11 protein-coding genes are annotated in these 13266 nt (G+C 55.6%); 8 read left to right on the top strand and 3 right to left on the bottom strand.

All coding sequences use genetic code 11. The annotated features are described in order from the left end of the window. Positions 1-162: 162 nt before the first annotated feature. The 3 genes from fabF to Q0835_RS03760 all read left to right on the top strand — a co-directional run bounded on the left by fabF (position 163) and on the right by Q0835_RS03760 (position 2597). A complete protein-coding gene (gene fabF / locus Q0835_RS03770; RefSeq protein WP_298958506.1) occupies positions 163-1425 on the top strand; it encodes a beta-ketoacyl-ACP synthase II in 1263 nt (420 codons plus the stop codon). 69 nt (positions 1426-1494) lie between these two features. Continuing rightward, a complete protein-coding gene (locus Q0835_RS03765) occupies positions 1495-2052 on the top strand; it encodes a helix-turn-helix domain-containing protein (RefSeq protein WP_298958505.1) in 558 nt (185 codons plus the stop codon). Then, positions 2049-2597: a GNAT family N-acetyltransferase gene (locus Q0835_RS03760; RefSeq protein ID WP_298958503.1), complete on the top strand. Its 549-nt coding sequence runs from the start codon at positions 2049-2051 to the stop codon at positions 2595-2597. The genes Q0835_RS03765 and Q0835_RS03760 overlap by 4 nt, the downstream gene beginning before the upstream one ends. 207 nt (positions 2598-2804) lie before the next feature. Here Q0835_RS03760 and Q0835_RS03755 read toward each other — a convergent pair whose 3' ends face one another. After that, positions 2805-4616 (bottom strand): ATP-binding cassette domain-containing protein, encoded by a 1812-nt coding sequence (locus Q0835_RS03755; protein WP_298958501.1) that lies wholly within the window; start codon positions 4614-4616, stop codon positions 2805-2807. 207 nt (positions 4617-4823) lie between these two features. On the opposite strand from Q0835_RS03755, the gene Q0835_RS03750 reads away from it, so the two are divergent. The 5 genes from Q0835_RS03750 (at position 4824) to Q0835_RS03730 (ending at position 10922) form a co-directional block, all read left to right on the top strand. Next, a complete protein-coding gene (locus tag Q0835_RS03750) occupies positions 4824-5324 on the top strand; it encodes a BA14K family protein (RefSeq protein ID WP_298958500.1) in 501 nt (166 codons plus the stop codon). A gap of 222 nt (positions 5325-5546) precedes the next feature. Further along, positions 5547-7133 carry a peptide ABC transporter substrate-binding protein gene (locus tag Q0835_RS03745; RefSeq protein WP_298815745.1) on the top strand — a complete coding sequence of 529 codons (1587 nt, stop codon included), beginning with the start codon at positions 5547-5549 and terminating at the stop codon, positions 7131-7133. A 90-nt stretch (positions 7134-7223) separates the two neighbouring features. Next, entirely contained in the window at positions 7224-8147 is a 924-nt protein-coding gene (gene oppB, locus Q0835_RS03740; protein ID WP_152502716.1) for an oligopeptide ABC transporter permease OppB, read from the top strand. A 14-nt stretch (positions 8148-8161) separates the two neighbouring features. Further along, positions 8162-9286, top strand: coding sequence for an ABC transporter permease subunit (locus tag Q0835_RS03735; protein WP_298815751.1), 1125 nt, complete (start codon positions 8162-8164; stop codon positions 9284-9286). A 10-nt stretch (positions 9287-9296) separates the two neighbouring features. Further along, a complete protein-coding gene (locus Q0835_RS03730) occupies positions 9297-10922 on the top strand; it encodes an ABC transporter ATP-binding protein (RefSeq protein ID WP_298815753.1) in 1626 nt (541 codons plus the stop codon). 21 nt (positions 10923-10943) lie between these two features. Here the strand turns inward: Q0835_RS03730 and Q0835_RS03725 are convergent, their stop codons facing one another. Beyond that, positions 10944-11711 (bottom strand): GntR family transcriptional regulator, encoded by a 768-nt coding sequence (locus tag Q0835_RS03725; RefSeq protein WP_298815755.1) that lies wholly within the window; start codon positions 11709-11711, stop codon positions 10944-10946. Between the two features lie 434 nt (positions 11712-12145). Beyond that, complete coding sequence (locus tag Q0835_RS03720; protein WP_298958498.1) at positions 12146-13213, bottom strand: dipeptidase; 1068 nt, start codon at positions 13211-13213, stop codon at positions 12146-12148. Positions 13214-13266 lie beyond the last annotated feature (53 nt).

The following is a 13266-nucleotide window of genomic DNA, read 5'->3' as shown; positions in this document are numbered from 1 at the left end:
AACTGAAAAACCAGGAGTTGTGCGGCGCGTTTTTTCGCCAAGTTGCCTGGCAGAAACTCAAATCCCTGAATTTTTTAAAGCGCGCTGGACAGTTGACGCTTGAGTTGCCGACGTTGGATGTGTAATTACACATTCGAATCCATCAACCAGTAGAGGTCAGATATGCGCCGCGTTGTCGTTACAGGATTGGGAGTTGTCTCACCGGTCGGAACAGGGGTCGAAGGCTTTTGGGAACGACTGACCTCTGGATACAATGGCATCAGAAAGATCAGCCACTTCGAAGCCGGTGATCTTGCTTGCCAGGTTGCCGGTGAAGTGCCGACACGCGCTGAAGACACGTTTGGTTTTGATGTTGATGCTGTCATGGAGCCGCGCGAACAGCGTCGTTCCGATCGCTTCATTCACTTTGCCATGGGCGCCGTTCAGGAGGCATTGGCTCATGCAGGCTGGGCTCCGAAGACAGATGGGGAGAAAGAGCGAACCGGTACGATCATCGGCACGGGGGTCGGTGGCTTTCCGGCAATGACAGCCGGCACGCGGTTGGTGGACGAAAAAGGTCCGCGCAGGGCATCTCCCTTTCTGGTTCCTTCATTCCTTGCCAATCTCGCAGCCGGTCAGGTTTCCATTCGGCACGGTTTGAAAGGGCCGATTGGTGCGCCGGTTACCGCATGCGCGGCCAGCCTGCAGGCAATTGGTGATGCAGCAAGGCTGATCCGTGCAGGTGAAGCCGATGTTATGGTCGCCGGCGGCGCGGAAGCTTGTATCGACCGGGTGTCTTATGCAGGATTTTGCGCGGCCAAGGCCATGTCTTCGAAACGAAACGATGATCCGGCTCATGCCTCCCGGCCATTCGATCAGGACAGGGACGGTTTTATTATGGGGGAAGGAGCCGGCATTCTCGTGCTGGAAGACTATGAGCACGCCAAGGCGCGCGGTGCGAACATGCTGGTGGAATTGACCGGTTACGGCACCAGCGCGGACGCCTATCACGTAACGGCCTCATCTCCTGACGGTGAAGGTGGCTTGCGGGCCATGCGGCAGGCCCTGTCTACGGCAAATCTCAAACCGGCAGAGATTGGTTATGTCAATGCACACTCGACCTCGACACCGGTCGGAGACGCTGCTGAGGTCGCGGCTTTGACAACGTTGTTCACCGGGCGAGGCAAGGATCTGGCTGTCTCTTCGTCGAAATCGATGTTTGGCCATCTTCTGGGGGCAGCAGGCGCGGTTGAGGCAATTGCCTGCGTCAAGGCACTTCTCAGTGGTTTGCTGCCGCCCTCGCGGAACCTGGAAAATGCGGATGAAGGCATGGCGAAATTCGAGATGATCCCGGACCGGGCAATCTCGAGGCAGGTGGATCATGTCCTGACCAATGGTTTCGGCTTCGGTGGCGTCAATGCCAGCGCGGTGTTCTCGAAAGTCTGAGGCCATCGGATGACTTGATAAGAAGATTATTCCCATATATGAGAAAAGTATCATTTATGGGAATAATCGATGACCGATACAGAAGAACACCTGGGGCGCCGCATTGCCGAGCTGCGCAAATCTCGCGACTGGAACCTGGACCTGCTTGCTGAAAAGTCCGGCATCAGTCGCGCCACGCTGTCACGCATAGAACGGGGCGACACCAGTCCGACGGCTGCCTCGCTCGGGCAACTTGCCCGGGCTTTTCAGATTACAATGGCAGAAGTGTTCGGTTTCGGAGCGCCCGTGCTGGATGCAAAGATTGCGCGCACCGAACAGGCTGTTTGGCAGGATCCGGAAACCGGATTCCTGAGACGCTCTGTGTCGCCGGCCTGCAGCGGGTTTCGTGGAAGTGTCATTGAAGGTGAGTTGCCTGCCGGTAAGACAATCTCTTATTCGGTGCCACCGCTTCCGGATCTCGAGCATCACCTGGTGCTTCTGCAAGGAGCATTGGTAATGACTATTGGCGATGAGCGTCACGAACTCACCGCCGGAGACTGTCTGCGGTTTCGTCTCAACGCCGCGAACTCCTACCATGCAACCGGTCCTGAGCCGGCGCGTTATCTTCTGACGGTGGTCACGCCATGAGTTCCATAAACTTTGTCCCGGAAACGCCAGTTGCCCTTCTGACTGCTGGTGAAGCAGATGCTGCCTTGCCGCAACTTTCCAACCTTCTCAAAGTCTGCGTCGAGGATGGTGCGGGCATCGGTTTTATTCTGCCCCTGTCATCCGAAAAAGCGGAAATCTTCTGGAAAAAACAGGTGGCGGCGATTGAGAAGGGCGAAGCGTTCCTGATGGTCACCCGTGATCATGGGCACGTGACTGGTGTTGTCATGCTGGTGCCCGCAGCACAAGACAATGGTTCACATCGCGCAGACGTCGCCAAGCTGATGGTGCATCCGGACCACAGACGCAAAGGTCTGGCACGCAGGTTGATGGCTTCTGTCGACGGCTTGGCGTTATCAATTGACCGCTGGCTGCTCGTTCTGGACACGGTAACAGGAGACCGGGCGGAATTGCTCTACCCGACATGCGGCTACAACAAGGTTGGCATCATACCGGACTACGCTTTTGGGAGCCGCGGTGCCCTGGACGCGACAACGGTTTTTTACAAGGATCTGCGTCAATCGTAACGGGGGAGGGCAGATCACCCAACCAGCCAAGTTTGTCGAAGGCTTTGGCAGGTCTCGACAAGTTTCGCCTTAATGTTTTGAAACGGGAAAATCAGCATTTTGTAGGCTTAAAAGCCTGCTTCGGGAAAACATCCGCACGAGACAGTTTGAAGATATTCGCAACAGGGGGAGGCTAGAGGCAGGTTACCAGGCAACTGAAAGGTGCTTCTAGCTTTCCTCACTCAGCATTTCCAACTCCAGCCATTGCTCCTCGGCAGCATCCTTTTCTTCTGTAAGATCAGTGATTTGTTGCGATAACTTGGCAAATTTATCAGGGTTCTTGACGTAAAGCTGCGGGTCATTCATTTCCGCCTGAAGCTTTTCAAGTTTTGCTTCAAGTTGCTCGATTGTGTCTGGCAGCGTTTTCAAAAGATGCTGCTGGGTGAAACTGAGCTTCGACTTCGATTGCGGCCTTTGAACCGAACCGTTTGAAGAAGAAGACTTTTCCTTCTTTGCCGGTGCGGGTTTTTCGTCCTTGCGCGCCTTCACGCCTTCACCGCGTTGAGCCAGCATGTCGGTATAGCCACCGGCATATTCGCGCCAGACGCCGCCGTCCTCAGAGACAATAACCGAAGTGGCCACCCGGTCGAGGAAATCGCGATCGTGCGAAACTATCAGGGCTGTGCCGGGATAATCCGCGAGCAATTCCTGCAACAGATCCAGCGTCTCCAGGTCAAGATCGTTGGTCGGCTCGTCGAGCATCATCATGTTGGACTTGTTGGCAAGTGCACGCGCGAGCATGGCGCGGGCCCGTTCACCGCCGGAAAGGACACCGACCGGCGTTCGCGCCTGTTCGGGTGAAAACAGAAAGTCCTTCATATAGGACATGACGTGTTTGGTTTCGTCACCAATGACGACCATGTCCCCACGGCCACCGGTGAGAACCGTGGCAAGTGTCTCGCTGAGATCGAGCTTTTCCCGTTTCTGATCGAGGGTTACTATTTCAAGATTGGTGCCGAGACGCGTCGTGCCGCTGTCCGGTGCAAGCTCTCCGGTGAGCATTTTAAGGAGTGTCGTCTTGCCGGCACCATTGGGGCCGACGAAACCGATCCTGTCGCCACGCTGGATGCGCGTAGAAAAGTCCTGAACGATCCGCCGGTCACCATAAGTTTTCGAAATACCCTTTGCTTCCACGACAAGCTTGCCGGAAACCTCTGCCTCTGTTGCGCTGAGTTTGGCGGTGCCCTGTGGTCCGCGATGCTCCCGCTTCTGCTTTCTCAAATCGGCGAGTTCGCGTACCCGGCGCATGTTCCGTTTGCGACGCGCGGTGACCCCGTAGGTCATCCAGTGTTCTTCGCGTTTGATCTTTTGCGCGAGTTTCTGCTGGTCGATTTCCTCTTGCTCGAACACTTCGTCGCGCCACGCTTCGAAATGGGAGAAACCTTTTTCCATGCGCCGGGCAATACCGCGGTCTATCCAGACCGTTGCACGTGAAAGATTTTCCAGGAAGCGGCGGTCGTGAGAGATCAGGACCAGAGCCGATTTGAGGCTTTTGAGCTCCTCCTCGAGCCATTCGATGGCAGGCAGATCCAGGTGGTTGGTCGGCTCGTCCAGAAGCAGAATGTCCGGTTCCGGTGCCAGCGTGCGCGCAAGCGCCGCCCGGCGCGCCTCCCCGCCAGACAGGGATTGTGGGGTCTCTTCTCCACTCAGGCCCAAAACCCCAAGCAGATAGGCACCGCGATAGGGATCATCACCCTCCGTGAGACCTTCGTTCACATAGTCCAGAACAGATGTGTACGAGGAAAGGTCAGGATCCTGTGGCAGGTAACGAATGGTGCGGCCGGGCTGAAAGAAACGTTCGCCCTTGTCCATCTCGATCTGGCCCGCAGCAATTTTCAAAAGCGTCGATTTGCCGGAGCCGTTGCGGCCAACAAGACACAGGCGCTCGCCCTCGGAAACCGACAGGTCCGTGCCGGTCAAAAGCGGTGTCCCGCCAAAAGTCAGGTGGACGTCGCGGAGCGTAAGAAGCGGTGGGGCCATGTGTGCCTGTCGGTCAGGGTTCAAGGATCACGAACGGCGCCCGGTTTACTGGTCGAGCAAGCGCACTGCAAGCGCACCGAACGACCCGTTGGCCAATTTTGATCGGAACGACCCGAGATTTTCGGTTCGAATTCGGTTATGATCTACCCGACGTGGACAGGGGCGACCACCAACGTTCAGCCAAAACGGCTGACAGGAGAGAGCATCATGTCTTATCGGCTAGTTGGCCCGAACTGGGCCGCACGCCTGAAAACGACCTTCAAATCCTGCCTCGCAGCAACGGTCCTGACTGTGGCTGCAGGAACATCTTCCGTATTGACCGGAGCTGGTGAGGCCCGCGCTGATGCGTTCTATTTTGGCGGCAGCGGTGTCGGCATTGCGATTGGGACACGAGGGTATCGCGGCTATCGAAGCGGATTTTATTATGGGTTCGGTCCATACGGATTTTCAGGCCCTCCCTTCAGACCTTATGGCGCTCCCTACTACTATCATCCATATGACAGGCGGGCTTATCCGTACCGCTCAAGGGTCTATGTTAACCCGCCGAGACGCGCCTACGGACAACCACAGCGTGTTCCTTACACGAAGACCGGATTAGCCCCGTTTACGCCCCAGTGGGTGGCCTATTGTTCGCGGAAATTCAAGTCTTTCAATCCAAATACGGGCACTTACTTGGCCTATAGCGGAAAATATCGATTTTGCCGATGACTCCGGCATAATGTTGCCCATCTCTGCGGGTGATCCATTGGCAATATCGGAAAAGAGCGGAATTTTTTTCCGGTTGATGCGCGTTTCCCGCAAAAACATAGCCTATTTTCGACCTTCGTCGAAATGTGCCGTTGGGGGATGCTTGATTGCGCGCAAAGGTCGTGGAATCTTGTCCGGTATCGTTCCTGTAACTTCAAACATAACCGACGAGGGGAGAGCGATATGATCAAGTCTATGCGCGTGACTGCGCTTGCGGCTGCTCTGATGGCTGCTACATCTCTTACCGCCTTTGCTGAAGTGGTTTACCACCGCGGCAACACTGCTGACCCGGAAACACTGGACCAGCACAAGACTTCCACCACATACGAAGCGCATATTCTGCGTGACCTCTACGAAGGCCTGGTTGCCTACAGTGCCGACGGTCAGGTGATCCCGGGCGTTGCGACCGATTGGACGATTTCCGATGACGGTACCGTCTATACCTTCAAATTGCGCGACGATGCCAAGTGGTCCAATGGCGACCCGGTCGTAGCTGGTGACTTCGTCTACTCGTTGCAGCGTATCATGACGCCTGAAACGGGTGCCAAATACGCCAACATTCTTTATCCGATCAAAAATGCGGAGAAGGTCAACAAAGGCGATCTGAAGCCGGAAGAAATCGGCGTAAAGGCGATTGACGACCACACGCTCGAGATCACGCTTGAAGCTCCGACACCTTATTTCATCGATCAGCTGACGCACCAGACCGGCCTGCCGGTTCATCCGGCCTCCGTCGAAGCGCACGGCTCTGATTTTGTGAAGCCGGAAAACATCGTTACCAACGGTGCCTTCACACTGGCTGAGTTCATTCCGAACGCGCACGTCAAGGCGACGAAGAACCCGAACTTCCACGACGCCGACAACGTCAAAGTCGACACAGTCTTCTTCTACCCGACAGAAGATCGTGGCGCTGCACTCCGCCGCTTCCAGGCAGGTGAACTGCACACAAACAACGATGCTCCGACCGAGCAGGTTGCCTTCATGAAGGATAACCTGGGCGAGCAGTTCCGCGTTGCACCGTATCTGGGAACCTACTACTACGCGCTGAACCACGAAGATGAGGCGCTGAGCAATCCTGACGTCCGCCAGGCTCTGTCCATGGCGATTGACCGGGAGTTTCTGGCTGACGAAATCTGGGGCTCCACGATGGTTGCGGGCTACTCCTTCGTACCGCCGGGCATCGGCAATTACGGCGAGCCGGCCTATGCCGACTACAAGGAAATGTCCCAGATCGATCGTGAAGAAAAAGCGATCGAAATGCTTGAAAAGGCCGGGTTCAGTGAATCCAATCCGCTCAAGCTGACTATCAACTACAACACTTCGGAAAACCACAAGAACACGGCTGTTGCGATTGCCGACATGTGGGCGCCACTGGGTGTTGAAATTTCGATGGTCAACACCGACACCAAGACCCACTACGCCATGCTGCGCGATCGTCAGGACTTCGACGTTGCCCGTGCTGGCTGGATTGGTGATTATTCCGACCCTCAGAACTTCCTGTTCATGGTCGAGAGCGACAACACCGGTTTCAACTACGCTCGTTACGAGAATCCGGAGTATGACGCGCTTATGGATGAAGCCGCGGCGACCATTGATCTGGAGAAGCGTGCCGGCATCCTGAAGCAGGCGGAAGAAATGTTCATGCGTGACCTGCCGTTCATCCCGCTGATGTACTACGGCTCCATGAACCTTGTTTCCGACAAGGTTTCCGGCTTTGAGAACAATCTTCTCAACGTTCATCCGACCCGCTTCATAAGCATCTCCGAATAATCGATAACGCCAGGACCGGCAGGGAACTCCCTGCCGGTCTTTTGCAAGGCGGCAAGCAAAGACCGCCGGCAAAACAACAGGGGCAAACCTATGCACCGCTATGTGCTCGGTCGATTGCTAGGAGCAATCCCGACTCTTTTCTTGATCGTGACCATTTCCTTTTTCCTGATCCGGATTGCGCCTGGTGGCCCGTTCGATCTTGAGCGCCCGCTAGAGGCCAAGGTGATGGAAAATCTCAACAAGATCTATCACCTGGATGAACCGCTCTGGAACCAGTACCTGCTTTATCTGAAAAGCATTGCGCAACTGGATTTCGGGCCGAGCTTCTATTTCAGAGATTTCACAATCAATGAGCTTTTTGCCCAAAGCCTGCCTATTTCGATCCAACTCGGCCTGACCGCGCTGTGTCTGGCGCTTGTGGTCGGAGGAACGCTCGGTGTGGCGGCTGCCCTTCGCCAGAACAAACCGGCGGATTATTCGATCATGGCGGCGGCAACCCTCGGTGTGACGATCCCGAATTTCGTCGTTGCCCCCATTCTCACGCTGATCCTGGGGGTCTGGCTCGGCTGGCTCCCGGTGGGGGGGTGGAATGGAGGCGCTTTCGTCAATGTCATCTTGCCGGTCGTGACGCTGGCGTTGCCACAGGTTGCTGTGGTCGCGCGTCTGACACGCGGCTCGATGATCGAGGCGCTGCGCTCAAATCATGTGCGCACCGCACGTGCTTATGGCCTGACCGGCTATATGGTCATTGTGGTGCATGCACTCAGGGGGGCAATCCTGCCGGTTGTCTCTTATCTGGGACCGGCTGCAGCGGCCCTGTTGACCGGATCCGTGGTGATCGAAACGATCTTCGGCATTCCCGGTATCGGTCGCTACTTCGTCCAAGGAGCACTCAATCGTGACTACACGCTTGTGATGGGGACCGTGGTGGTCGTGGCCTGCTTCGTCATCTTGTTCAATCTCGTCGTGGATCTGCTTTACGCACTGCTTGATCCACGCGTGCGTTACGATTGAGGAGGGGCGTTTCAATGACCATTGCCATGTCAAACAACGAAGCCCCTGCCAAGGGCCGATCTCTTTGGGACGATGCTCGCGACCGGCTCCTGGCCAACCGCGCTGCCGTCGCCTCAATGATTGTTTTGGTGATCATCGCGGTGCTTTCGGTGCTTGGGCCGATCTTGTCACCCCATAAATTTGATACCGTCTACCGCGACTACGTCAAAGTGCCTGCCAGCCTTGAAGCCTACCCGCGACAGGACCAGGTCGAGCCGGGCTTTGAAAGGGCAGTCAAGCGCGCTCGCGTGACGTTGGACAGCTATGAGCAAGTGGGTGATCGGGTGGTTGCGCGCATCAGCTCTCGCCGCGAAATCGACCCGCGAACGACGCGTTACATTGACCGCAGTGACCTGTTCAAAAATGCCGAGATTGATGAGTTTTCGGCCGACAAGAAACAGGCAACGCTTCGCGCTGACATCAATTATATCCATTTCTATTTCGGCACGGATGCCAATGGCCGGGATATGATGACGCGGACGTTCATTGCCGGCCGGGTGTCGCTGACCATTGGCCTCTTGGCGACAATCGTTGCGATCAGCATTGGCGTCCTCTACGGCGCTACTTCCGGATATCTTGGCGGACGTGTCGATCAGATGATGATGCGCGTCGTCGATATTCTCTATTCACTTCCCTTCATCTTCTTCGTGATCATGCTGGTGGTGTTTTTCGGTCGTAACTTCATCTTGATGTTCATCGCCGTTGGCGCTGTCGAATGGCTTGACATGGCACGTATCGTGCGCGGTCAAACGCTTAGCATCAAACGCCAGGAATATGTGCAGGCCGCCGAGGCGATGGGCGTTGCGGATGGTGGCATCGTACGACGCCACATCATTCCGAACACGTTGGGACCGGTCGTTGTCTATATGACACTGCTCGTGCCCAAGGTCATTCTGCTGGAGAGCTTTCTGTCCTTCCTGGGCCTGGGCATTCAGGAACCGATGACAAGCTGGGGTGTCCTGATTTCTGAGGGCGCGCGCAATCTGCAAGGGGCTGCCTGGATGCTAATCTTCCCGTCCATTTTCCTGACATCGACGCTGTTTGCGCTGAACTTTATCGGCGACGGTCTGCGCGATGCGCTGGACCCGAAGGATAGGTAAGGAGAGGGCCATGACAGATACAACGACCAAAACGGTGCTCTCCATCAAGGATCTCGTTGTCGACTTTGAGACGGCAACGGGCACGGTCAACGCGGTTCGCGGCGTCAACATTCATGTCGATGCTGGCGAAACGGTTGCCATCGTTGGTGAAAGTGGATCCGGCAAAAGCCAGACACTGATGGCTGCCATGGGCCTGCTGGCCTCCAACGGCAAGACCCAGGGTGAAGTGATATATGAAGGCCGTAACATATTGGGGTTGCCGGTCCGGCAACTGAACGGCATACGCGGTGCCAAGATCACGATGATCTTCCAGGAACCCATGACGTCATTGGACCCACTCTACACCATTGGCCGTCAATTGGCGGAACCCATGGTCGTGCATGGCGGCCTGTCCTGGAGGGCCGCAAAGGCAAAGGCGCTCGACCTTCTGAAGCTCGTCAACATTCCCGAACCTGAGCGAAAGATCAAAGCGTATCCATATGAAATGTCCGGAGGCCAGCGCCAACGTGTCATGATCGCCATGGCACTTGCGAATGATCCTGATGTTCTGATCGCGGATGAACCCACTACGGCGCTCGACGTGACGACGCAGGCGCAGATCCTGGACCTTCTGGCCGATCTTCAAAAACGGCTTGGAATGGCGGTGATCTTCATCACCCATGATCTGGGTATTGTCCGGCGCATCGCCGACCGGGTCTATGTGATGAAAACGGGTGAGGTGGTTGAAAACGGAGAGACGAACAGCATCTTCACGCAACCAGAGCATCCCTACACGAAAATGCTGCTGGACGCAGAGCCCACCGGTCATAAACCGCCGGTTCCGGACACTGCTCCTGTTCTCCTGGAAGCTCAGAAAGTCGAGGTGGAATTTGAACTGGATTCAGGGTTCCTGAAACCAAAGCATGTTCTGCGGGCAGTTGACGACATCAGCTTTTCGCTGCGCAAGGGCCAGACCCTCGGGATCGTTGGAGAAAGCGGTTCCGGTAAGTCAACTCTGGGCCGGGCGGTTCTCAACCTGCTTCCGGCAGGTGGGCGTGTCGTGTTCCAGGGGCAGCAGATTACCGGCAGAGATCGAGCAGCGATGCGGGAGCTGCGCAAGGACATGCAGCTCATTTTCCAGGATCCGTTCGGCTCCTTAAGTCCACGCATGACCGTTGGACAGATCATATCTGAAGGGCTTTTGGTGCACGAACCGTCGCTAAGCGGAAAAGACAGGGACGTGCGCGCCTGCCAGGCGCTTGAAGAAGTCTCGCTCGATCCCGCAATGCGCAACCGCTACCCCCACGAGTTTTCCGGCGGTCAGCGCCAGCGTATCGCAATAGCACGCACGATGGTGTTGAAACCGGAGCTGGTTGTCCTCGATGAGCCGACATCCGCGCTAGACCGAACCATCCAGAAGCAGGTGGTTGAATTGCTGAGAGATCTGCAGAACACGTATCATCTGACCTACCTTTTCATCAGTCACGACCTTGCGGTCGTGCGCGCTCTCTCAGATACGGTGATGGTCATGCAGCGCGGAAAGGTGGTCGAAGCCGGTTCGGTCGACGACATATTCGAAGCGCCGAAGTGCGATTACACCAAAGAACTGATCGGTGCGGCCATGCTGACACAACAGCAAATGATGGAGAGCGCCTGACGTTACGGCGCAGACTTGAGCTTAAAACCCGGTCAGACCGAGCGCTTGAACGGGTTCATGGTCGTATTCATTCTTGAGTCTGCCGAGATCTGAACCATAGAAGTGTGGCGCGAGCAGAACGGCGCTTGAGAGAATGTGCGCCTGCAGCGAATTGATCGCCCCTTGGACGTTTCGTGCCTGCAGCGCGTCGAAAATATCCTTGTGAGGGGTCACATTTGGCCTCGACCATGCCTTTTCCGATCTGGGGGTCGGTAGCATCACACGCTGCAGCATCATTGTTGTCCGGACCAGTACAGGTTCCAGAACAGGCATTTGTGCAATCCGGAAGAGCTTTAAGTGCAGGTATCTGTCGACTTCCGCGCATCCAAAGACATCCCGCACGGCGCGGTATTCCTCAAAGTCCCGGTCAAGTTCCCTGAGTTCCTCGATCTGCTTTGGCGTGACCAGTTTGGCTGCTTCCAGAATGCCGGTGGATTCAATGTCGAAGCGCAGCTTCAGCATCAGTTTTGCTTCAAGCGGTGTCGGGTTCGTGACAAACGTGCCCTGGTAACCGCGCCTGACCACAAGTCCGTATTCCTGAAGCAGCATCAAAGCTTCGCGTATCGTGCTCTGCGAACAAGCATAATCGCTGGCAAGAGACTGCTCGGTGATTGGACTGTCGGCGCTTAACGCTCCCGTCAGGATCTTGCGTTTGAGATCCTGGTAGACGGCATCTGATTTGCGCGCTCGTTTCTTACTGACCTTTGTCTTGGCTTGCGGCACGTTTTCCGCAATTACAATCTCGTCCAAGCCGTTGCCTCCCCCTGGCAGCGAATAAGACTGGCAGCACCACAAAAACTGTCGCCGGAGAATAATCTCAGGCCACTGTTTTTTCGAGTCTCTACCCGGTGTTCCAAGTTAGGAAAGCCGGTCGATGGGGCATGTCAGTCATGGACAGCCAATGGCCCAATGGAAGCACCTGTCTGCGTCTCTACCTGCAAAACAACGACAAGAGCAAAAATGCGCAGTTACGATGCAAAATCAGAATAATGGCTGTTAGAAATTACAGTGCAGGCATTCTTCCGTTTAGGGCAAGCAATTGCAATCGCGATTTCGACAGCATTAGTAACAAAAATGAGAGCAGGTTCGAAAAGCGCGTCCGCATGCAGCGCTGGACAAGACACCTTTCCAGCTCGGCTCGGCGACCACTTGGCTTCCGCGTCAGTGGCTCGCCGGGACAATCTTTAAGCTGCTGCCTTCTCAAGAGCGGAGAGCCAGTTTTTGTACGCAATTTTTTCCAGAAGCTGGGCATTGAAGCCACGGGCATCAAAAGCTTCCATCAGACGATAAAGCCCGGTGACATCCTTGAGGTCTTTGGGAAGCATGCAGCCATCGAAATCGGACCCGAGCGCTACGCAGTCCTCGCCAACACGATCAACAAGATAAGCTGCGTGATCGGCCATGACATCAAGCGGCATGTCTCTGGCGTAAGCGCCATCGGGACGCAAGAATGCAATATGGAAATTGATGCCTACGAGCCCTTCGCTTTCCTTGATTGCATCGAGCTGCTTGTCAGTCAGGTTCCGGCTGCTGGCGCAAATTTCGTGAACGTTGGAATGACTGGCAACGATGGGGCGGTCCGTGATGCGGGCAAGGTCCCAAAAACCTTTTTCATTCAGGTGTGAGACGTCGAGAAGGATGCCCAGTTGATTGCAGGCGCGGACCAGGTCTCGTCCTGGGCCTGTCAGCCCGGGGCCAATGTCCGGTGACGCGGGATGTGCCATCGGAACACCATGACCAAACGCGTTCTCTCGGCTCCAGACGAGGCCGAGTGACCTGAGACCGCGCTTGTGAAGGTCCTCAAGGGCATAAAATTGTGTATCTATTGCCTCCGCGCCTTCCATATGGAGGCTGATGGCCATGGTTTGTGCTTCGATTGCCGAGCGGATTTCTTCCGGTGTTCGGCATATAGCAACGCGTTGGTACGAATCCTCGACAATCCGCTCGGCGTGCTCGAGCAACCGGTAGGTGAAATCCAGGGCTTCTTTTTGCGGGACCGGCTGATAGTTGGCCGGGTCTTTCGGGTTGAATGGTTTTGAAAAATCCTGGTCGGGATTGGAGGGCACAAACATTGCAAAAAGGCCGCCAGCAAATCCAGCTTCCGCGGCGCGTACCATATCGATGTGGCCGGTCTCGGAACGTTCGAAAAAGCTCCGTTCCTTGCCTTTTATCTTGTCGATTTCCAACTTGAGCAATGTGTCGTTGTGACCGTCGAACACGGGAAAGGGGGACTTGGTCGTCTCGTTTTGCAAGTTAAAGTCCTTCAAGCAATGGCAATAAACGGCAGGGAAGTGAGGCGCTCAGG

The sequence above is a fragment of the uncultured Roseibium sp. genome, assembly GCF_947499295.1.
Classification (GTDB): Bacteria; Pseudomonadota; Alphaproteobacteria; order Rhizobiales; family Stappiaceae; genus Roseibium.
Note: the sequence above shows the minus strand (reverse complement) of the source record. Positions and strands in the feature narration are given on the sequence as shown.